At 63.2% G+C, this 20527-nt stretch carries 25 protein-coding genes; 19 read left to right on the forward strand and 6 right to left on the reverse strand.

All coding sequences use genetic code 11. From position 1 onward, the window contains the following. Nucleotides 1-44 precede the first annotated feature (44 nt). From BTHE68_RS00940 to gpmA, 3 genes are all read right to left on the reverse strand, one after another. Complete coding sequence (locus tag BTHE68_RS00940) at nucleotides 45-815, reverse strand: HesA/MoeB/ThiF family protein (RefSeq protein WP_162066729.1); 771 nt, start codon at nucleotides 813-815, stop codon at nucleotides 45-47. 103 nt (nucleotides 816-918) lie between these two features. Continuing rightward, nucleotides 919-2505 (reverse strand): S41 family peptidase, encoded by a 1587-nt coding sequence (locus BTHE68_RS00945; protein WP_162064753.1) that lies wholly within the window; start codon nucleotides 2503-2505, stop codon nucleotides 919-921. Between the two features lie 266 nt (nucleotides 2506-2771). Beyond that, the gene (gene gpmA, locus BTHE68_RS00950) at nucleotides 2772-3518 is read right to left on the reverse strand and encodes a 2,3-diphosphoglycerate-dependent phosphoglycerate mutase (protein WP_162064754.1); all 747 of its coding nucleotides are present in this window, start codon (nucleotides 3516-3518) and stop codon (nucleotides 2772-2774) included. A gap of 183 nt (nucleotides 3519-3701) precedes the next feature. Between gpmA and BTHE68_RS00955 the strand changes: the two genes are divergently transcribed. From BTHE68_RS00955 to BTHE68_RS00975, 5 genes are all read left to right on the forward strand, one after another. Further along, nucleotides 3702-4127 carry a rhodanese-like domain-containing protein gene (locus BTHE68_RS00955; protein WP_162064755.1) on the forward strand — a complete coding sequence of 142 codons (426 nt, stop codon included), beginning with the start codon at nucleotides 3702-3704 and terminating at the stop codon, nucleotides 4125-4127. After that, nucleotides 4124-4384, forward strand: a complete 261-nt coding sequence (gene grxC, locus BTHE68_RS00960; RefSeq protein WP_061172669.1) for a glutaredoxin 3 — start codon at nucleotides 4124-4126, stop codon at nucleotides 4382-4384. Before BTHE68_RS00955 ends, grxC begins: the two co-directional genes overlap by 4 nt. Before the next feature lie 70 nt (nucleotides 4385-4454). Then, nucleotides 4455-4925, forward strand: coding sequence for a protein-export chaperone SecB (gene secB / locus BTHE68_RS00965; RefSeq protein WP_061172670.1), 471 nt, complete (start codon nucleotides 4455-4457; stop codon nucleotides 4923-4925). Between the two features lie 30 nt (nucleotides 4926-4955). Continuing rightward, on the forward strand, nucleotides 4956-5954 hold the full coding sequence (locus tag BTHE68_RS00970; protein ID WP_162064756.1) for an NAD(P)H-dependent glycerol-3-phosphate dehydrogenase: 999 nt from the start codon (nucleotides 4956-4958) through the stop codon (nucleotides 5952-5954). 26 nt (nucleotides 5955-5980) lie between these two features. Next, on the forward strand, nucleotides 5981-6511 hold the full coding sequence (locus BTHE68_RS00975; protein ID WP_162064757.1) for an O-acetyl-ADP-ribose deacetylase: 531 nt from the start codon (nucleotides 5981-5983) through the stop codon (nucleotides 6509-6511). Here BTHE68_RS00975 and trmL read toward each other — a convergent pair. Then, nucleotides 6484-6954: a tRNA (uridine(34)/cytosine(34)/5-carboxymethylaminomethyluridine(34)-2'-O)-methyltransferase TrmL gene (gene trmL / locus BTHE68_RS00980; protein ID WP_162064758.1), complete on the reverse strand. Its 471-nt coding sequence runs from the start codon at nucleotides 6952-6954 to the stop codon at nucleotides 6484-6486. The genes BTHE68_RS00975 and trmL overlap by 28 nt on opposite strands. Nucleotides 6955-6977: 23 nt before the next feature. Further along, entirely contained in the window at nucleotides 6978-7763 is a 786-nt protein-coding gene (locus BTHE68_RS00985) for a ComF family protein (protein ID WP_162064759.1), read from the reverse strand. 149 nt (nucleotides 7764-7912) lie between these two features. On the opposite strand from BTHE68_RS00985, the gene BTHE68_RS00990 reads away from it, so the two are divergent. From BTHE68_RS00990 to BTHE68_RS01020, 8 genes are all read left to right on the forward strand, one after another. After that, nucleotides 7913-8893 (forward strand): methyltransferase domain-containing protein, encoded by a 981-nt coding sequence (locus BTHE68_RS00990; protein WP_162064760.1) that lies wholly within the window; start codon nucleotides 7913-7915, stop codon nucleotides 8891-8893. Nucleotides 8894-9125: 232 nt separating this feature from the next. Beyond that, a complete protein-coding gene (locus tag BTHE68_RS00995) occupies nucleotides 9126-9599 on the forward strand; it encodes a DUF2244 domain-containing protein (RefSeq protein ID WP_162064761.1) in 474 nt (157 codons plus the stop codon). A 44-nt stretch (nucleotides 9600-9643) separates the two neighbouring features. Beyond that, nucleotides 9644-11269 (forward strand): cytochrome c oxidase subunit II, encoded by a 1626-nt coding sequence (coxB, locus tag BTHE68_RS01000; protein ID WP_162064762.1) that lies wholly within the window; start codon nucleotides 9644-9646, stop codon nucleotides 11267-11269. 94 nt (nucleotides 11270-11363) lie between these two features. Beyond that, nucleotides 11364-12974 carry a cytochrome c oxidase subunit I gene (gene ctaD, locus BTHE68_RS01005; protein ID WP_061173063.1) on the forward strand — a complete coding sequence of 537 codons (1611 nt, stop codon included), beginning with the start codon at nucleotides 11364-11366 and terminating at the stop codon, nucleotides 12972-12974. A 63-nt stretch (nucleotides 12975-13037) separates the two neighbouring features. After that, nucleotides 13038-13178 (forward strand): cytochrome oxidase small assembly protein, encoded by a 141-nt coding sequence (locus BTHE68_RS36540; RefSeq protein WP_087130905.1) that lies wholly within the window; start codon nucleotides 13038-13040, stop codon nucleotides 13176-13178. A gap of 9 nt (nucleotides 13179-13187) precedes the next feature. Beyond that, complete coding sequence (locus BTHE68_RS01010; RefSeq protein WP_061172678.1) at nucleotides 13188-13760, forward strand: cytochrome c oxidase assembly protein; 573 nt, start codon at nucleotides 13188-13190, stop codon at nucleotides 13758-13760. A 5-nt stretch (nucleotides 13761-13765) separates the two neighbouring features. Continuing rightward, nucleotides 13766-13969, forward strand: a complete 204-nt coding sequence (locus BTHE68_RS01015) for a DUF2970 domain-containing protein (protein ID WP_162066730.1) — start codon at nucleotides 13766-13768, stop codon at nucleotides 13967-13969. 84 nt (nucleotides 13970-14053) lie between these two features. Next, entirely contained in the window at nucleotides 14054-14911 is an 858-nt protein-coding gene (locus BTHE68_RS01020) for a cytochrome c oxidase subunit 3 (protein ID WP_162064763.1), read from the forward strand. 196 nt (nucleotides 14912-15107) lie between these two features. Here BTHE68_RS01020 and BTHE68_RS01025 read toward each other — a convergent pair whose 3' ends face one another. Further along, nucleotides 15108-15317: a twin transmembrane helix small protein gene (locus BTHE68_RS01025; RefSeq protein WP_061172680.1), complete on the reverse strand. Its 210-nt coding sequence runs from the start codon at nucleotides 15315-15317 to the stop codon at nucleotides 15108-15110. Between the two features lie 125 nt (nucleotides 15318-15442). Between BTHE68_RS01025 and BTHE68_RS01030 the strand changes: the two genes are divergently transcribed. From BTHE68_RS01030 to BTHE68_RS01055, 6 genes are all read left to right on the forward strand, one after another. Further along, complete coding sequence (locus BTHE68_RS01030; RefSeq protein ID WP_162064764.1) at nucleotides 15443-16186, forward strand: SURF1 family protein; 744 nt, start codon at nucleotides 15443-15445, stop codon at nucleotides 16184-16186. 57 nt (nucleotides 16187-16243) lie between these two features. Next, on the forward strand, nucleotides 16244-16894 hold the full coding sequence (locus BTHE68_RS01035) for an SCO family protein (RefSeq protein WP_061172682.1): 651 nt from the start codon (nucleotides 16244-16246) through the stop codon (nucleotides 16892-16894). A gap of 17 nt (nucleotides 16895-16911) precedes the next feature. Next, a complete protein-coding gene (locus BTHE68_RS01040) occupies nucleotides 16912-18021 on the forward strand; it encodes a COX15/CtaA family protein (protein WP_162064765.1) in 1110 nt (369 codons plus the stop codon). A 9-nt stretch (nucleotides 18022-18030) separates the two neighbouring features. Further along, nucleotides 18031-18936, forward strand: coding sequence for a heme o synthase (cyoE, locus tag BTHE68_RS01045; RefSeq protein WP_162064766.1), 906 nt, complete (start codon nucleotides 18031-18033; stop codon nucleotides 18934-18936). Then, on the forward strand, nucleotides 18933-19523 hold the full coding sequence (locus BTHE68_RS01050) for an SCO family protein (RefSeq protein ID WP_162064767.1): 591 nt from the start codon (nucleotides 18933-18935) through the stop codon (nucleotides 19521-19523). The genes cyoE and BTHE68_RS01050 overlap by 4 nt, the downstream gene beginning before the upstream one ends. 189 nt (nucleotides 19524-19712) lie before the next feature. Further along, nucleotides 19713-20525: a MetQ/NlpA family ABC transporter substrate-binding protein gene (locus BTHE68_RS01055; RefSeq protein ID WP_162064768.1), complete on the forward strand. Its 813-nt coding sequence runs from the start codon at nucleotides 19713-19715 to the stop codon at nucleotides 20523-20525. The last annotated feature ends 2 nt before the right edge of the window (nucleotides 20526-20527 follow it).

Consider the following 20527-nt stretch of genomic DNA (forward strand, 5'->3'; position numbering starts at 1 on the left):
GACGGAGCAAGTTCACCCGCTCTTCGGTTCAGGACCTGACGTAATTAACGCGCCGCTTCCTGCAACTTCGCGTTTCCACAGACCGGGCAATCCTTCTGCCGCGCGATCTTCATCGTGTTCCACTCCATGCGCAGCGAGTCGAGCATCATCAGCCGGCCAGCGAGCGTTTCGCCGAAGCCGCCGATCACGCGCAGTGCCTCGGCCGCCTGCATCGCGCCGATGATGCCGACGGTCGGCGCGAACACGCCCATCGTCGAGCACGCGACTTCCTCGAACGACTGATCTGGCGGAAACACGCACGCATAGCAAGGCGAATCCGCCGAGCGGAAATCGAAGGTGCTGATCTGTCCATCGAAGCGCAAGGCCGCGCCCGACACGAGCGGCACGCCGTGCGCGACGCAGGTCGCGTTGATCGCATGGCGCGTCGCGAAGTTGTCGCTGCAATCGAGCACGACGGATGCGCCCGGCACGTTGGCGTCGAGCCATGCCGCGTCGGCGCGGGCGTTCACCGCGATGACGTCGACACCGGGATTCAGCGCGTTCAAGGTCTCACGCGCCGATTCCACCTTGAGCGTGCCGACCGCTCGCGTCATATGCACGATCTGCCGCTGCAGATTCGTGAGATCGACGGTATCGGCGTCCACCAGCGTGATCCTGCCGACGCCCGCCGCCGCGAGATACATCGCCGCGGGTGCGCCAAGGCCGCCCGCGCCGATGATGATCGCGTGCGCGTCGAGAAAGCGCTGCTGCGCCTCGATGCCGATTTCATCGACGAGGATATGGCGGGAATAGCGAAGGAGTTGATCGTCGTTCATCGCGGAAAGAATCGGCTTGCTCGAACGAAGCATTCTAAGCGCGCAAAAGAGAAAAGGCTTCGCAACGTCACGTTGCGAAGCCTTTTGCAGGACTACAGGTCGATTACTTCGACTGCTGCTGCGCGGTCGGCGACGAAGCCGGCTGCGCGCCCGACGCCGGCGCGGAACCCGGCGTGGCCGGCAACGCCGGAGGCGCCACGACCGGTGCCGACGCCGAACGCGGCGGCTTGTTCTGCGCAAGCTTGCGTTCGCTGTACGACTTCGATTCGACGACCTGCTTGCCTTCGAGCTTGTTCAAACCCTGCTGGAGCATGAAGTCGTCCGCGCTGCCGAACTCGACCGGCTTGCGCTCGCGATCCTTGCGGCGCTGCTCGGGCGTCTTCTTGTCGTTCTGCTCTTCGAGAATGCGCAGTTGCTCCAGGCGATCCGCCTCGCGCGCCTCCTGCTCCTTCTTCTCGTTCGGGTCCTGCGTGTTGGCGAGGTGGTTCGAGTAGTCCACTTCGCGCGTGACGAGCGCGTCGTCCGGATCGCCGTCCGCGTATTGATCGACCGGAACGTCAGGACGCACGCCCTGGTTCTGGATCGACTTGCCGCTCGGCGTGTAGTAATAAGCCGTCGTCAGGCGCAGCGCGGAGTCGGCGGTCATCGGGCGCACGGTCTGCACCGAGCCCTTGCCGAACGTCGTCTTGCCGACGATCAGCGCGCGATGATGATCCTGCAGCGCGCCCGCGACGATTTCCGAGGCAGACGCCGAGTACGCGTTGGTCAGTACGACCATCGGCACCTTCTTGAAGATTTCCGGCACGCTCTTCAGCGGATCGGAATCGAAGGACGGCAGACGGTAGTTGTCGTAGGTGTCGCGGAAAGTCTGCTTTGCATCCGCGATCTGTCCATTGGTCGACACGACCACCGAGTTATCCGGCAGGAACGCGCCCGCGACGCCGACCGCGCTTTGCAGCAGCCCGCCGCCGTTGTTGCGCAGATCGAGCACGAGACCCTTCAGGTTCGGTTGCTGGCGCGCGAGATCCTGCAGCTTCGCGGCGAGATCAGGCACCGTGCGCTCCTGGAAGCTCGTGATACGGATATAGCCGTAGCCCGGCTCCGGCACCTTCATCTTCACCGACTGCACGCGGATCACGGCGCGCGTGACGGTGAGCGGGAAGGTGCGGTCGTCGCTCTTGCGGAAGATCGTGAGCGTGACCTTGGTGCCCGGTTCGCCGCGCATCTGCTTGACCGCCTTGTCCAGCGTCATGCCGCGCACCGGCTTGTCGTTGATGCGCGTGATGAGGTCGCCCGGACGGATGCCGGCGCGGAACGCCGGCGTGTCTTCGATCGGCGAAATCACCTTGATGAGCCCGTCTTCCGACGAGATTTCGATGCCGAGACCCGCGAAGCGGCCCTTGGTCTGCTCCTGCAGCTCTTCGTAATCGGTCTTGTCGAGATACGACGAGTGCGGGTCGAGGCTCGACACCATGCCCTTGATGGCGGCGGTGAGGAGCTTTTTATCGTCGACCGGTTCGACGTATTCGTGCTTGATTTGCCCGAAAACCTCGGCGAAAAGCCGCAATTGTTCGAGCGGCAACGGCGTGGTGGTGGATTGCTGTGCGGATGCGGAAATCTGCAGAGTTGCGAGTACGCCGGCAGCAACGCCTGCGGCGACCAGGCCGAAATTTTTCAGGTTCTTTCGCATAGAGAGTGCGGTCGGAAGCGTATGGGCTGCATCGTAGGTGACGGGCCAGTATACCTGCTCGTCTTGATTGACGACTTAAACGCAACTTAAATGCCTGAGGCGTTGATGCCTCGCAGCGTAGGGTTGCGCACGTTTCAACGAGAATCTGTCGATGCCGCCGGCCAGCCGTCAGCCGCGCGTCATATGCGTCCAGCGCACTTTGATGCCGTGCTCTGGACACACGAATCGGATCGCGGACCGGACCTCGCCCGGCCCGCGACGGGGCATCAGCCCGCCTTGCCCTGCTTGGCGACAGCGGCCTGCGCCGCCGCGATGGCTTCAGGATCGCCCAGGTAGTAATGCTTGATGGGCTTCAGGTTTTCGTCGAGTTCATACACGAGCGGCACGCCGTTCGGGATGTTCAAGCCGACGATGTCCTGGTCGGAAATATTGTCCAGATACTTCACGAGCGCGCGGATCGAGTTGCCGTGCGCCGAAATCACGACCTGCTTGCCCGACTTGATGGCCGGTGCGATCGATTCGTTCCAGACCGGCAGCACGCGCGCGACGGTGTCCTTCAGGCATTCGGTCAGCGGCAACTGCTCGCGCGGCACCTTCGCGTAGCGCGGATCGTTGAAGGACGCGCGTTCGTCGCCCGGTTCGAGCGCGGGCGGCGGCGTGTCGTAGCTGCGGCGCCAGACGAGCACCTGATCGTCGCCGTACTTCTTCGCCGTTTCGGCCTTGTTGAGACCCGCAAGCGCGCCGTAGTGGCGCTCGTTCAGGCGCCACGAATGCACGACCGGGATGTACATCTGGTCCATCTCGTCCTGCACGTGCCACAGCGTGCGGATCGCGCGCTTGAGCACCGACGTGTAGGCGATGTCGAATTTATAGCCGGCTTCCTTCAGGAGCACGCCGGCCTGACGCGCCTCGCGGTTGCCCTGCTCGGTCAGGTCGACGTCGACCCAGCCGGTGAAGCGATTTTCCTTGTTCCACGTCGATTCGCCGTGGCGGATGAGCACTAGCTTGTACATGATGTCGGTCGGTCAGTTGGAAAAGCGGGTGTGCCGATCGCACCCTGTCATCCTGCGCGTGCTGGCGGGGTGCCGCCATCGGCCGGACGGCAGAGGCCATCGCGGGAAACGGTTATTTTATAATGCCGCGATTGCCCTCATTTCCCTTTCTTCCTTTCCTACTAAATTTCGGCGGCCCTCGACGTGAAGTTTTTCACTGATTACACGAATATCGCACTTATCGTCATCGCGCTCGTTTCCGGCGCACTGCTCCTGTGGCCCGCCATCACGCGGCGCGGGCGCGGCGGCATTTCCGCCGCCGAAGCCACCACGCTCATCAACCGGCGCAACGCCGTGGTCGTCGATCTACGGCCGGCGGCGGAATTCGCTAAGGGCCATCTGCCGTCGGCACGGAACATCGAACTGACGGAGCTTCCTGCAAAAATCGGCCAGATCGCGAAGAATAAGAGCAATCCGGTCGTGCTTGTATGCCAAACCGGTCAGGAATCGCAGCGCGCGAGCCGCACCGTGGCCGAGGCGGGTTACGCCGAGGTCCACGTTTTGCAAGGCGGAGTAGACGCCTGGCAAAAGGCAGGCATGCCGGTGGTGAAACAAGGAGCAGTCAAGTGAAGAAAGTCGTGATGTACAGCACGGTCGTGTGCCCGTATTGCCAGATGGCCGAACGTCTTTTAAAGTCCCGCGGGGTCGACGCGATCGAGAAGATCCTGATCGACCGTGAACCGGGCCGGCGCGAGGAAATGATGACGCGCACCGGACGGCGCACCGTGCCGCAGGTCTACATCGGCGAAACCCATGTCGGCGGCTACGACGATCTGTCGGCGCTCGACCGCAAAGGCGGTCTCGTGCCGCTGCTCGAATCCGTATGAAGATACACTTGCGGCGCGCGCCACAACGTGAACTACGCGCGCCGCACCTCGATTCACCTAGGAAATCACTATGTCCGACGATAACAACCAGCCGTTTTTCAACATCCAGCGCATTTACCTGAAGGACATGTCGCTCGAGCAGCCGAACTCGCCCGCGATCTTCCTCGAACAGGAAATGCCGTCGGTCGAAGTGGAAGTCGACGTGAAGGCCGACCGCCTCGCCGAAAGCGTCTTTGAAGTGCTGGTTACGGGCACCGTCACGGCGAAGGTCGCGGGCAAGGTCGCGTTCCTGATCGAAGCGAAGCAGGCGGGCATCTTCGATATCCGCAATATCCCGGCTGAACAAATCGATCCGCTCGTCGGCATCGCGTGCCCGACCATTCTGTTCCCGTACCTGCGCTCGAATATCGCGGACGCGATCACGCGCGCCGGTTTTCCGCCGATCCACCTCGCGGAAATCAACTTCCAGGCGCTGTACGAGCAGCGCATCGCCCAGCTCGCAGGCGCCCAGGAAGGCGCGGCGAACGGCGCGACGCACTAACGTTCTGACTCTGCCGGACCGGAGCCGAGCATGAAAGTAGCCGTTCTCGGCGCCGGCGCGTGGGGCACCGCACTTGCGGGCCACCTCGCGACCCGGCACGATACGAAGCTCTGGGCGCGCGACGACGCGCTCATCGAATCCCTTTCCCGCACGCACGAAAACACGCGCTATCTCGCAGGCGTGGCGTTGCCGCATGCGCTCGAGTACGAGGCGGATTTCGCCGCCGCGCTGCAGCACGCATCGGCGGACGACGCATTATGTGTCGTCGCGACACCCGTTGCCGGTTTGCGCGCGCTGTGCGGTGCGATGCGGCAGGCCGGCGTCGTGCCGGCGCATATCGTCTGGCTGTGCAAAGGCTTCGAGGCGGATACGCAGTGTCTGCCCAATGAAGTCGTCGCGGCCGAATTGCCCGGGCATCGCAGCAACGGCACGCTGTCGGGCCCGAGCTTCGCGCGCGAAGTGGGGCGCGGCCTGCCGGTCGCGCTGACGGTCGCGAGCGCATCGGCGGAACTGGGGGCGCGCACCGTGGCGGCGTTTCATCACGGCGCGATGCGAATCTATACCGGCGACGACGTGATCGGCGTCGAAGTGGGCGGCGCGGTGAAGAACGTGCTCGCCATCGCGACGGGCATTTCCGATGGCCTCGGCCTCGGACTGAACGCGCGCGCGGCGCTGATCACGCGCGGGCTCGCGGAGATGTCGCGGCTGGGCGTCGCGCTCGGCGGCCGCGCCGAGACGTTCACCGGGCTGACCGGGCTGGGCGATCTCATTCTCACCGCAACGGGCGATCTGTCGCGCAACCGCACCGTCGGCATGCAGCTCGCGAGTGGACGCACGCTCGACGAGATTCTCGCGGCGCTCGGCCATGTCGCGGAAGGCGTGCGTTGTGCGCGTGCCGTGCTCGGCATCGCGCAGGCACGTGGCATCGAAGTGCCGATCACGCAGGCGGTGTGCCGCGTGCTGTTCGAAAATGTGACGCCGCGCGATGCGGTTCAGGCGTTGCTCAGCCGGGACGCGAAGGCCGAGTAAGCGCGTCGTCGAATCGGAGGTGGGCGATGGTTCAGCTGGAAGCGCAAATCGTCGATATCACCACGCTCGAAGTCGATGCCATCGTCAATGCGGCGAACCAGTCGCTGCTCGGCGGCGGCGGGGTCGACGGCGCGATTCATCGCAAGGCGGGCAAAGGCCTGCTGCGCGAATGCGAGACGCTCGGCGGCTGCGAAACCGGCGACGCGAAGATCACCGGCGGACACGATCTGCCCGCGAAACACGTGATCCACGCGGTCGGTCCGCGCTGGAGCGGCGGCGGCAGAAACGAGCCGGAACTGCTCGCGCGTTGCTATCGGCGCTCGCTCGAACTCGCTCAGGAAGCCGGCTGCGTATCGATCGCGTTTCCCGCCATCAGTTGCGGCATCTATCACTTTCCGCCCGGGCAAGCCGTGAAGATCGCGGTGCGCACGGTCATCGAAACCCTGCCTTCGACGCCCGTCGTGCAGCGTGTCGTCTTCGCATGCTTCCAGGACGAGATGCTCGCGCTCTATCGAGCCGAGCTCGATGCTCAGGCGCCGCCTTCGAAACCCGCCTGACGCCACGCTTCGAACGTCACGATTGCCACCGTATTAGAGAGATTCAGGCTGCGATTGCCGGGACGCATCGGCAGGCGCACGCGCTGTGCGGTCGGGAAATGGTCCAGCAACTCGGACGCAAGCCCGCGCGTCTCCGCGCCGAACACGAACCAGTCGCCGGGCTGGAACGCGTGATCGAAGAACGGCGTCGAGCCGCGCGTAGTGAATGCGAACATGCGCGCGGCATCCGGCGCTTCCTTCGCGATGAAGGCATCCCAGTTCGCATGCACGTTCATTTCGGCGTACTCGTGATAGTCGAGGCCGGCGCGGCGCAGCTTCGCGTCGTCGAGGGGGAAGCCGAGCGGCTCGATCAGATGCAGCCGCGCGCCCGTGTTCGCGCACAGGCGGATCACGTTGCCGGTGTTGGGCGGAATTTCTGGTTCGACGAGTACGACGTTGAACATGGATTGCTTGAAAAGTAGGTTGATCAGTCTTTCGGCGTACGCAGCGCCACGAAATTCGTGACGCGCCGCGCGCCGGACAGCTTGAGAGTTCGCGCGAGGGCGTCGAGCGTCGCGCCGGAGGTCATCACATCGTCGACGACGCCGACATGTTTGCCGCGCATGTCGCCCGAGATGGCGAACGCGCTCGCGACATTGCGGCGGCGCGTTTCCTGATCGAGCCGCGATTGCGCCGACGTATGCCGCACGCGCGTAACGATCGATGCATCGCCGCGCACGCCCATCCTGCGCGCAAGCGGGCGCGCGATGGCCCACGCCTGGTTGTAGCCGCGCGCGATGAGCCGCGCACGCGAAAGCGGCACCGGCACGATCACGTCCGGCACGGGCAGATCGCTGTTCTCGAACGCCGCATGCAAATGCCGCGCGAATGTCTCGCCCGCGGCCAGTCGCGCGCGGAATTTCAATCCGACCGCAAGTGTATCGAGCGGCGCGCGATAGTCGGCGAGCGCGAGGGTATCGTTGAACGCGGGCGGCGACTCAAGACATGCGGCGCAATGCACGCGCAAATCTTCGCGCTCGCGTCTCATGAGCGATGCCACCAAAGGCAGCGCGCAAGTCGCGCAGCGCAAGCGCGGCTCGTTCCAGTACTGCGCGTCGCAGGCGTCGCACAATAGTTCTTGCGACAAATTGCCGCATAACGCGCACTGGCCCGGCAGCGCATGACCGGCCAGCCGTTTCAGTGCCGACGCGATTCTGCGAGCGCGCACTGCCACGGGCGTTCGGAATGGAAGACAAAAGCGATGGGCGTTCATGACGGCGAGATCGGAAAAATGGCCGCTCGAAGCGCTAAACACGCGCATTCGTTGCGCCTCAGCGCGCGTTTATGCCTCGTATCAGCACTTCGCATGGGTTGTTTTCGAGACGACCGAGTATACTTCGCACTCTCCGCGAAAAGATCGACATGTCCCCGACACCCCCTAAAACTAGCCGTCCGGCCTATGATCCGCGCCACTTGCGCGAGATCTTCGACGGTCGCGCCGCCAGCTTCGACGAGGTCGCGTTCCTGCCGCGCGAAATCGCGCAGCGCATGCGCGAGCGGCTCGAATACATCAAGGTTGCGCCGATGCGCGTCCTCGATGCGGCGTGCGGCGTCGGTGCGGACCTGAGCGGTCTGCGGGAACGCTTTGCAGAGGCGTCGGTGACCGGTGTCGATATTTCGTCCGCGATGCTCGCGCGCGCCCGCGCCGCCGAAGCCGCGGACGCCGACAACAGCGCGGGCTGGCGCCGTTTTCTCCCTTCGACGCTCGCTAAGGCGTTCGGCGCGCGTGGCCCGCAACTCGCGCAGGCGGATTTTGCCGCGCTGCCGTTCGCTGCGGGCGCGTTCGAATTGTTGTGGTCGAATCTCGCGTTGCACTGGCATTCGCGTCCCGACCTCGTTTTCCCTGAGTGGCAGCGCGTGCTGAAGGTGAACGGTTTGCTGATGTTCAGCACCTTCGGCCCCGATACCTTGCGCGAGCTCAGGGCCGCGTACCGCGAAGCCGAGCGCACGCTCGGACTCATGCCCGAACCGCACGCGATCGACTTCGTCGATATGCACGATCTCGGCGACATGCTCGTGGAAAGCGGCTTCGAAATTCCGGTGATGGATCAGGAAGTCCTGACCATCACATACAAGTCTCCCGAGACGCTGTTCGCCGACGTGACGCGCTGGGGCGCGTATCCGTTCGAGCGCGCGTTCGAGGCGGGCCGAGCGGACGCGAAAGCCTTACGCGGCGCGGTGCACGGCGCACTGGAAGCGCTGCGCCGCGACGACGGCACGATCCCGCTGACTTTCGAAGTGATCTACGGCCACGCATGGAAGGCGGTGCCGCGCATGACAGCCGAAGGACACGGCATCGTGCGTCTGGAAGACATCGGACGGGGCTCGAAACCGAAACGGTGAATCGGTAAAGAGGGCGGATGTTATGTCTGAAATTTGCGTGGAAAAAGCGCGCAAAAAGGTGCGTCAAAAAGGCGCAGAAGCTTGTGGCGCTTGGCTTTGCGAGGTTACGACCCTTGCTTGTGGATGCCTCTCAAGACGCCTATAATGCGTCAGTTTGTCGCCCGGGCAGACACAAATTTGGGCGAAATCCGAGCAAAAGTATGTGAATGCGTGCGGATCGATGGAGGCAGCGATGCAAGCCAGCCAGACCCTGACGGATTCCGAGCCGGTCATCAAGGACTGGCTGATGAAGCGAAACTGCTCGGTATCGCCGCGGCAGTTCGTGGGTTTCTATCTGTCGCTTGCGTTGATTTCGCTGGCAATCGCAACGTCGCTGTTCCTGAACGGCGCCTGGCTGGTGCTGCCGTTCACCGGAGTCGAGTTGGCGGTCGTGGGTGTCGCGTTCGTGGTTTACGCGCGCCATGCCGTCGACTACGAGCGAATCCGGCTGTATCAAAACCGGTTGTTGATCGAACAGATGAACGCCGAAGTGCTGACGCAGTTCGAGTTCAACCCGCGCTGGGTGCGGGTCGAAGCGGGCGCGACGCCGAGAGAGCCGCTCACGATCGTATCGCGCGGTCAATCGGTGAAAATCGGACAACACCTTGCACAGCATCGTCGCAAACAATTTGCTGCCGAGTTACAGGCGTCGCTGCGACGCCTCTGAGAGGAGCCGGCAGGCGCGAGATGCCACGGGGGTCGAGGGTTTGAATGGAAAATTTGGGTAAGGATGCTATGAAAACAATCAAGCGAGCCCTCTCGGGCGTGCTGGCGGCAGGCGCACTGCTCACCGCCGGCGCTGCCCTGGCGGTCGAAAACAGTCCAGGCGGTCCCGCTGTCAACGAGATCAACTTCCAGCCGCCCGTGACGAAGATCGCCGAGGAGCTCTACGGCCTCCATATCTTCATGCTCATCATCTGTACCGTCATCTTCATTGGCGTGTTCGGGGTGATGTTCTATTCGATGTTCATGCATCGCAAGTCGAAAGGCTTCAAGCCGGCCAACTTCCACGAAAGCACCACCGTTGAAATCATCTGGACGATCGCGCCGTTCGTTATCGTCATTCTGATGGCGCTGCCGGCGACCAAGGCCGTCGTCGCGATGAAGGACACCTCCAACGCCGATCTCACCGTCAAGGTCACCGGCTATCAGTGGAAGTGGGGCTACGACTACGTGAAGGGGCCGGGCGAGGGCATCAACTTCCTCTCCACGCTCTCCACGCCGCGCAGCGAAGTGAACGGCCAGAAGCCGATCTCGACGCTGTATCTGCAGGAAGTCGACAACCCGCTCGTCGTGCCGGTCGACAAGAAGATCCGCGTGATCACCACGGCCAATGACGTCGTGCACTCGTGGTACGTCCCGGCGTTCGGCGTGAAGCAGGATGCGATTCCGGGCTTCGTGCGCGACACCTGGTTCAAGGCCGAGAAGGTGGGCACGTACCGCGGCTTCTGTACGGAACTGTGCGGCAAGGAGCACGCGTACATGCCGGTGGTCGTCGAAGTGGTGTCGGCTGACGACTATGCGAAGTGGGTCGACGCGCAAAAGAAGAAGATGGCCGCAGGCACCGACGATCCTCTCAAGACCTACACGAAGGATGAACTGATGGCGCGCGGCCAGCAGGTCTATACGTCGAACTGCGCGGTCTGCCACCAGCCGACCGGCAAGGGCGCGGGCCAGTTCCCGGCGCTCGACGGCTCGAAGATCGCGCAGGGCTCGATCGCCGACCATCTGAATATCGTGCTGCACGGCAAGGCCGCGATGCCGCCGTGGCAAGGCGTGCTGAACGACGTCGAGATTGCATCGGTCGTCACGTTCGAGCGTAATAGCTGGAGCAATCACACGGGCGATCTGCTGCAACCGAAGCAGGTGATCGACGCCAAGGCGGGCAAGATGCCCGAGGGCGGCGGCACTGCGGCGGCGGCACCGGCTCCCGCGGCGGCGAGCGCAGCGCCCGCGGCAGCCGAGGCGAGCGCGCCGGCTGCTGCGTCCGGCGCCGATGCAGGCAGCGCGGCGCAAGCCGCCGGCCTGCCCGCCAGCATCTATTTCGAGACGGGCAAGGACACGCTGCCCGCCGACGCGAAAAGCGCGGTGGAAGCCGCCGCTGCCTATGCCAAGGCGCATCCGGACGCGAAACTCTCTCTGTCCGGCTTCACGGATGCGACCGGCGGCGCCGACCTGAACGCCGAACTCGCCAAGAAGCGCGCGCAAGCGGTCCGCGACGCGCTGAAGGCAGCGGGTGTGCCGGAAGAGCGCATTGTGTTGAAGAAACCGGAAACCATCACGGGCGGCGCTGACAAGAAGGAAGCCCGTCGCGTCGAAATCAGTCCGGCTGCTTGACGTGCCGAGCGTGCGTCTTCCTTCGCCGCGAGGCAACGGAAGACCACGCGTCATTGCCAAGTGCCCCGAGTATTCGCTTTAGGAGATGATTGTCATGTCTAGCATCGGACACGATGTAGGCGCAGGTCACGACCACGCGCATGACCACGCGCACGAGACGCCGCATGGCTGGCGCCGGTGGCTCTTCGCCACCAACCACAAGGACATCGGTACGCTGTACCTTCTGTTCTCCTTCATCATGTTCCTCTCCGGAGGCGTGATGGCGCTCGGCATCCGTGCCGAGCTGTTCGAGCCGGGCCTGCAGATCATGCGCCCCGAGTTCTTCAATCAGCTGACCACCATGCACGGCCTCATCATGGTGTTCGGCGCGATCATGCCGGCGTTCGTCGGTTTCGCGAACTGGATGGTGCCGCTGCAGATCGGCGCATCGGACATGGCGTTCGCGCGGATGAACAACTTCAGCTTCTGGCTGCTGCCGGCCGCTGCCGTCCTGCTCGTCGGCTCGTTCTTCGCGCCGGGCGGCGCCACCGCCGCGGGCTGGACGCTCTACGCGCCGCTCTCCACGCAGATGGGCCCGGGCATGGACTTCGCGATTTTCGCGGTCCACATCATGGGTGCGTCGTCGATCATGGGCGGCATCAACATCGTCGTGACGATTCTGAACATGCGCGCGCCGGGCATGACGCTCATGAAGATGCCGATGTTCGCGTGGACGTGGCTCATCACCGCGTACCTGCTGATCGCCGTGATGCCGGTTCTGGCGGGCGCGATCACGATGGTGCTGTTCGACCGTCACTTCGGCACGTCGTTCTTCAACGCGGCGGGCGGCGGCGATCCGGTGATGTACCAGCACATCTTCTGGTTCTTCGGTCACCCCGAGGTGTACATCATGATCTTGCCGGCGTTCGGGATCGTGTCGCAGGTGATTCCGGCGTTCTCGCGCAAGCCGCTGTTCGGCTATAGCTCGATGGTGTACGCAACCGCATCGATCGCGATTCTCTCGTTCATGGTGTGGGCGCACCACATGTTCGCGACCGGCATGCCGGTGACGGGCCAGTTGTTCTTCATGTACGCGACCATGCTGATCGCGGTCCCGACGGGCGTGAAGGTGTTCAACTGGGTGGCGACGATGTGGCGCGGCGCGCTCTCCTTCGAAACTCCGATGCTCTTCGCGATCGGCTTCCTGTTCGTGTTCACGATGGGCGGCTTCACGGGCCTGATCCTCTCGATGGCGCCGCTCGACATCCAGATGCACGGCACCTATTACGTGGTGGCGCACTTCCACTACGTGCTGGTGGCAGGATCGCTCTTCGCGCTGTTCTCGGGCTGGTACTACTGGGCGCCGAAGTGGACCGGCTGGATGTACAACGAAATGCGCGGGAAGATTCACTTCTGGGCGTCGATGATCTTCTTCAACATCACGTTCTTCCCGATGCACTTCCTGGGTCTCGCGGGCATGCCGCGCCGCTATGCGGACTACCCGGCGCAGTTCACCGATTTCAACCAGGTCGCGACCATCGGCGCATTTGGCTTCGGCCTCGCGCAGGTCTACTTCCTGTTCGCGGTCGCGCTGCCGGCGTATCGCGGCGGCGGCGAACTCGAAAAGGCGTCCGACAAGCCGTGGGATGGCGCGGAAGGTCTCGAATGGACCGTGCCGAGCCCGGCGCCGTTCCATACGTTCGAGCATCCGCCGACGGTTGAATAAGCAGTTTGTCCGGTTCGCGGGGCTTCCCCATGGATGTCCCGCGAACGAAAAAGTCAGGAAAGCATGGCCCCGAATCCACAAAAAAGACGCACGCCCGAGGAAATCCGCGCGGGCAACAAGCGGCTCGGTTTGATCATGATGTTGATTGCCGCCGTCTTCTTTCTGGGTATCGTCGTCAGGCAATACCTGTTGTCGCGAGGGTAGGAAAGCAACGTGTCCACTCAGCAGGAAAATTCGCACGTCGACCGGTCGTTCAACCGGTCGATGCTGATCAAGCTCTTCGTCGTGGCCGCGCTGATGTTCGGCTTCGGCTTCGCGCTCGTGCCGATGTACAAGGCGATCTGCGAGATCACCGGCATCAACAATCTCGTGCAGCGCGATGTCGGCGCGCGCGAGGCGAAGAACACGCAAGTCGACATGAGCCGCACGATCTCGATCGAATTCGACGCGAACGCGCGCGGCCCGTTGCAGTTCAAGCCGGAGCAGCACAGTCTCGACCTGCACCCCGGTGAAGTCATGACGGTGATGTACGAGGTGACCAACCAGCAGAATCGCACGGTGAACGCGCAGGCGATCCCGAGCTACGCGCCGAAGCAGGCCACCGAGTATTTCCGGAAGATCGAATGCTTCTGTTTCACGCAGCAGACGCTGGCGCCGAACGAAACCAGGCGCATGCCGGTGGTGTTCGTCGTCGATCCGAAGCTGCCGAAGGATGTGAAGACGATCACGCTGTCCTACACCTTCTTCGAGCTGAACGCGCCGAAGTCGGTGGCGAAGGGTTCGTGACGGCCATGGGCGGGGACACGCCGAACAAGAGCGGCTTTCTCAGGCTCGTGAAGGCGGTTTTCTGGTCGTTTTTCGGCGTGCGCCGCCGCGCGGACCTCGAAAGCGATGCGGCGCAGTTGAACCCGTTGCATCTGATCGCGGCGGGCGTCATCGGCGCGGTGCTGTTCATCGTCGTGTTGCTGCTGATCGTGCGCGCGGTAGTGGGATAGACGGAAAACGCCGGGCGTGTCGTGGGTCGGACGCGCGGCGCCAAAAGAAAATTCAAGCAACTGGATCGAAGTGGAGAATCAACAATGAGCGGTCAAAACGAGAGCCCGTACTATTTCGTGCCGCATCCGTCGCGGCATCCGGTGATGGCTGCCACCGGCCTGCTGGTCATGCTGGCGTCGCTGGCATCGTGGATCAACGGCCATACCTTCGGGCCGGTCGGCACGTTCATCGGTCTGCTGTTCGTGTTGTTCGTGCTGTGGCACTGGTTCGGCGACGCGATCTCCGAATCCGAAGGCGGCATGTACGGCAAGCGTGTCGACGTGTCGTACCGCTGGAGCATGAGCTGGTTCATCTTCTCCGAAGTGATGTTCTTCGCGGCGTTCTTCGGCGCGCTCTTCTATGCGCGCGCCATCGCGATGCATGAACTCGGCAGCCTCGATTACAAGCTGATCTGGCCGGACTTCGCCGCCGTGTGGCCGAACAACGGTCCCGCCGCGCTCGTGCCGCATTTCCGCGCGATGGTGCCGTGGCCCCTGCCGACCATCAATACCGCGCTGCTGCTGTCCTCCGGCGCGACGCTGACGGTGGCGCACCACGCGCTGCGCGAAGATCATCGCAGGAAGGCGATCATCTGGCTGGGCGCTACCGTGCTGCTCGGCATTATCTTTCTGTTCTGCCAGGGCTACGAGTATTTCCACGCGTACAACGAACTGAACCTGACGCTGTCGTCCGGCGTGTATGGCTCGACGTTCTTCCTGCTGACCGGTTTCCACGGTTTCCACGTGTTCCTGGGCGGCACGATGCTGGCCGTGGTGATGTTTCGCCTGATCCGCGGGCACTTCACGGCGGATCACCACTTCGCCTTCGAGGGCGCGGCCTGGTACTGGCACTTCGTCGACGTCGTGTGGCTGGGTCTGTACGTCGTCGTCTACTGGCTGTAAGCGGACTATCGAAGCGGGCGGCCGCGATGCGCCGTCCGCGATGCAAGAGCGGCGGCGACGCCGGTCCGAGAGCAAAGAAGCAGTGATAAACACGCCGCCCTCGATGTCTCAAGGGGCGGCGTGTTCGTTTCAGGGACGTCGAGCAGCGTGCCGTGGCGCGACAATTCGTCTCGTAGGGAAGAACCCGCGCGGCGGGTTATCGTCCGAGCGGAATGCCCGTCGATTGAATCCAGCCCATCCAGTGCGCGAACAGGATGAAGAGGAAGAGGGAAATGGACAGCCCGACGCGCGCGGCGAGCGACCACACCATCCGCTTCGTCCTGCCCCGGTCGGTCATCATGAAGTAGAGCGCCGAGCCCAGGCTGCCGATGATAAGGATGAATGCGATAGCAACGATGATGTGCATGAAACCAGCCAGCGTGTTTGCTCAGGAACCACAGTGAGCAAGTTTGATTTGAACTATCTCATTATCTCACTCGATGGATCGCGCCGTGCAGCGCCGAATCGCATGCCGACAGTAAGGGTCGCGGCATGAAGATTCGTTTCTGGCCCGCGCTCGTCATCCTGATCGTCGTCGCCGTGACCGTGCGTCTCGGATTCTGGCAGCGCGATCGCGCGCATCAGAAGGAAGCGCTCAACGCGCAGATCGTCGCGTTCGAGAATGCGCCCGCGCGGGAAATCGGCGTGGAGCCGCTGCCGCTCAAGTCGATCGAATTTCATCGCGTGGCGGCGCGCGGCGAGTTCATACCGGAGCGGGTCGTGTATCTGGACAATCGTCCGTATAACGACCAGCCAGGCTTTTATGTCGTGATGCCGCTTAAACTCGAGGGCGGCGGCTACGTGCTCGTGAATCGCGGATGGCTGCCGCGCAACATGGCGGACCGCACGGGCATCGAGCCGTATGAGACGCCAAAAGGCGTCGTCGAGGTGAAAGGGATCGCGCGGGCGAACGCGTCGCAGGCGTTCGAACTGGGCAGCGGCGGATCGGCGGCGCACAAGGAGATCCGGCAGAACCTGGACGTGAGGTCGTACTCCGCCGAAACCGGGCTCGCGTTTCAGCCGTTCGTGATTCAGCAGACGAACGACACCGGCGACAAGCTCGTGCGCGACTGGCCCGCGCCGACGCTCGGCGTCGATCGCAATTACGGCTACATGTTCCAGTGGTGGGGCATGGCGGCCGCGGCCATCGCGTTCGGCCTGTATGCCGCGCGCCGCGCCGCGAAGAAGGGCGAAGATCGCGAAGATCGCGACGACGAAGCCGAACACCACGCCTGATACACCGACGCGCGCACGCCGCGCGCGATCGAACAGAACCGGGACACGTTTTTACCGATGCAATCACAACGCTCCACCGCCGCCGACAAGACTGGCACGCGGCAACGAACCGCCTCGAAAGGCTCCTGGATCAGCGGACGCTGGATGCTGCTGCTGCTCGCGCTCGTCTGCGCTGCGCCGGTGATCGCGTCGTACCTGATGTACTACGTCTTCAAGCCGGCGGGCGGCACGTCGAGCTACGGCGCGCTGATCGACCCGCAACGTCCGATTCCCGCGCAACTCGCCGTCACCGACGAGAAAGGGCAGAGCCTGCCGCTCAAGTCGCTCGAAGGCAAGTGGCTGATGGTCATCGTCAACGGCAGCGATTGCGACGAACAATGCGCGACGCGCCTCTACTTCATGCGCCAGGTGCGCGCGCTGCAGTCGGGCGAGCGCGAGCGCGTGGTGAACGTCTGGCTGCGCACCGATGACAAGCCGGTCGCCGACGTCATCAAGACCGCGTATCCGCAACCCGACACCCGCATGCTCGTCGCCGACGAGAAGGCGATCGCCGCGTGGCTGCCCGTCGACGACGGCACGAAGCTCACGGATCACATCTTTCTCGTCGATCCGAACGGCAATCTGATGATGCGTTTCCCGAAGAATCCCGATCCGAAGAAGATCAACGCGGATGTGGCGAAGCTTCTGAAGTGGTCGCGCATTGGCTGAAGGCAGGGTAGAAACACATGTTCTTATTGCAACTCGGTCTGATCGGCATCTGCATCGCGCTGCTTCCGATGTCGTATGTCTGGGTCAAAGCCGATGACGACAAGTTCAGGAAACTCGTCTGGCTGACGACTTTCCTGACGCTCGATCTCATCATGTTCGGCGGCTTCACGCGCCTGACCGATTCCGGCCTCGGCTGCCCGGACTGGCCGGGGTGTTACGGCACGTCGTCGCCGTTCATCGCGCATGCGCAGATCACGGCCGCCTATCAGGCGATGCCCACCGGCCCCGTCAGCCTGATGAAGGCGTGGATCGAGATGCTGCACCGCTATTTCGCGATGGCGATCGGCGTGTTGATCATCGCGCAGGTGATCATCGCGTGGACCGCGCGTGTGAAGAAGCGTCCGCTGCATGTGTCGCCGTGGTGGCCGACCGGCATTCTGCTGCTCATCCTGCTGCAAGGCGCGTTCGGCGCGTGGACCGTCACGCTGAAACTGCAACCTGTGATCGTCACCACGCACCTGCTGCTCGGGCTCGCGCTGCTCGGCGTGCTCGGCTGGCTCGCCGCGCGCATGACGCCGATTCCGTCGCTCGACTCCGCGGCCGCGCGCTGGATGCCCGCCGCGATGTTCGGCTTGCTGCTGCTCGTCGTGCAGATCGCGCTCGGCGGCTGGGTCAGCACGAATTACGCAGTGCTCGCGTGCACGGACTTTCCGCTGTGCAACGGCCAATGGGTTCCGCCGATGAACTTCGAACACGGCTTCCACCTGTGGCGCGCGCTCGGCATGACCGGCGACGGCGATGTGATCTCGCAGGACGCGCTCGTCGCGATCCACTGGACGCATCGAACGTTCGCGGTCGCAGTCGTCCTGTATCTGCTCTGGCTCGCCTCGCGGCTGCGACGATTCGAATCGCTGCGAAAACCCGCAAACGGGGTATTGTTGATGATCGTGGTCCAGTTCCTGACGGGCATGTCCAACATCGTGCTGCAATGGCCACTGCCGGTCGCGGTGGCGCACAACGGCGGGGCCGCGATCCTGTTGCTGTTACTCGTTATGCTAAACTTTCGAATCTCTTCCAGCCGTCCCGGCCGCGCCGCCATTCCCGCGCGCGACGTCGTTTCAGCGTGACTCCACATCATGGATAGCACGACACTACATTCCCCACTTGGCAGCCGCGTCTCGCAATACATTGCGCTGACCAAGCCGCGCGTCACGCAGCTCGCCGTGTTCTGCGCCGTCATCGGCATGTTCCTGTCCACGCCCGGCATGGTGCCGTGGGACAAACTGATCGGCGGCGTTGTCGGCATCTGGCTGCTGGCCGGCGCCGCATTTGCGATCAATTGTCTCGTCGAGCAGAAAGTCGATGCGAAGATGCGCCGCACCGCGTGGCGCCCGTCCGCGCGCGGGCAGATCACGCCGGTGCAAATCCTGACGTTCTCGGCGGTGCTCGGCGGCATCGGCATGTGGACGCTCTACACGTTCACCAATCCGCTCACGATGTGGCTGACCATCGCCACGTTCGTCGGTTATGCGGTCATCTATACGCTGCTGCTCAAGCCTTATACGCCGCAGAACATCGTGATCGGCGGCGCATCGGGCGCGATGCCGCCTGCGCTCGGCTGGGCCGCCGTGACCGGCACCGTGCCCGGCGACGCGTGGATTCTCGTGCTGATCATCTTCGTGTGGACGCCGCCGCATTTCTGGGCGCTCGCGCTGTATCGCCGCAAGGACTACGAAAACGCCGGCCTGCCGATGCTGCCGATCACGCATGGCGAGAAGTACACGTTGCTCAACATCTTCCTCTACACCCTCGTGCTGTTCGCGGTCACGCTGATGCCCTATATCTCCGGCATGAGCGGCGTGGTGTATCTGGCGAGCGCGATTGCGCTCGGCGCGGGTTTCATCGGCTACGCGTGGAAGATGTATCGCGATTACTCCGATGCGCTCGCGCGCAGGACCTTCCGCTATTCGATCGTGTATCTCTCGCTGCTGTTCGGCGCGCTGCTCGTCGATCATTACGTACGCACGGTGATCGGCGCATGATGGTCCTGATTCGTCGTTTCTTCGCGCTGCTTATGTTCGCGGCGCTGCTCTCCGCGTGCGAGAAGGCGCCCGATTTCAAGAATCTCGACATCACCGGCAACAAGCAGTTCGGCAGCGATTTCTCCTTGCCCGATACGCACGGCAAGACACGCACGCTCGCTGATTTCAAGGGCAAGGCCGTCGTGTTGTTCTTCGGCTATACGCATTGCCCGGATGTCTGCCCGACGACGCTCGCCGAGCTCTCGCAAGCCATGCAGCAACTCGGCGACAAGTCGAAGGACGTGCAGGTGCTGATGGTCACCGTCGATCCGGCGCGCGATACGCCCGATCTGCTCGGCCAGTATGTGGCGGCGTTCAACTCGTCGTATATCGGTTTGCGGCCGGCAAGCGATGCGCAACTCGCGCAACTCGCCAAGGAGTTTCGCGTGTACTACGCGAAGTCGCAGGGCAAGACGCCCGACGATTACACGATGGATCACACTGCCGCGAGCTACGTGTTCGACAAAGACGGCAAACTGCGTCTCTTTGCCCGCGACGGGCAGGGCGTCGAGCCGTGGGTTCACGACCTGAAGCTGTTGATCGACTGATTGCGAAAGTGGCCCATGCGGGCCACTTTTCTTTTCAGGCGGCCGAACACGCCGCAGGTGATATCCACATGAGGATTCGGTATTTCAACTCGCACCAAAGCTGTGCGAATATCCGGCACCCGGTCGACTCGCTAGCCGGGCGCGAATCACGCAATCCCAGCACCAACGCATCATCGAAACAGGAACACCATGCAGCGCAGAAATTTGCTCAAAGCCGTTAACGCCGCCGTGGCATCCGCCGCGCTTTTCACGAGCCTCGCCGCTCACGCCGATGACAAAGTGATCAAGGTCGGCACCATCAGCGGCCCCGACGCGCAGATCTGGCAAGTCGTGCAGAAGGTCGCGAAGCGCGAAGGCCTCAACGTGAAAGTGATCGAATTCAACGACTACGTCCAGCCGAACGCGGCGCTCGACGCCGGCGATCTCGACGCGAACAGCTTTCAGCATCAGCCGTATCTCGATAGCCAGGTCAAGCAGCGCGGCTACAAGATCGTGAACGCCGGTCTCACGTATATCTCGCCGCTCGGCGTCTATTCGAAGAAGCTGAAGTCGCTGAAGGATCTGCAGCAAGGCGCGAAGGTCGCGGTGCCGAACGATCCGTCGAACGAGAATCGCGCGCTTCTGCTGCTGCAATCGCAAGGCGTGATCAAGCTGAAGGCGGGCGCCGGCACGAACGGCAGCAACGCGACGGCGCTCGACGTGGCCGAGAATCCGAAGAAGATCAAGCTCGTCGAACTCGATGCCGCGCAATTGCCGCGCACGCTCGCCGATGTCGATGCTGCCGCGATCAACACGAACTTCGCGCTGGCGGCTGGTCTGCAGCCGACGAAGGACGCGATCGCGCTCGAAGACGTGCATAGCCCGTACGCGAACCTGATCGCGGTGCGCGCGAAGGACAAGGGTCAGCCGTGGGTGAAGAAGCTGGTCGCCGCCTATCAGTCGGACGACGTGCGCCAGTTCCTCAAGAGCGAGTTCAAGGGCTCGGTCGTGCCTTCGTTCTGAGA

This window comes from Burkholderia sp. THE68 (genome assembly GCF_009938265.1).
GTDB lineage: Bacteria > Pseudomonadota > Gammaproteobacteria > Burkholderiales > Burkholderiaceae > Caballeronia.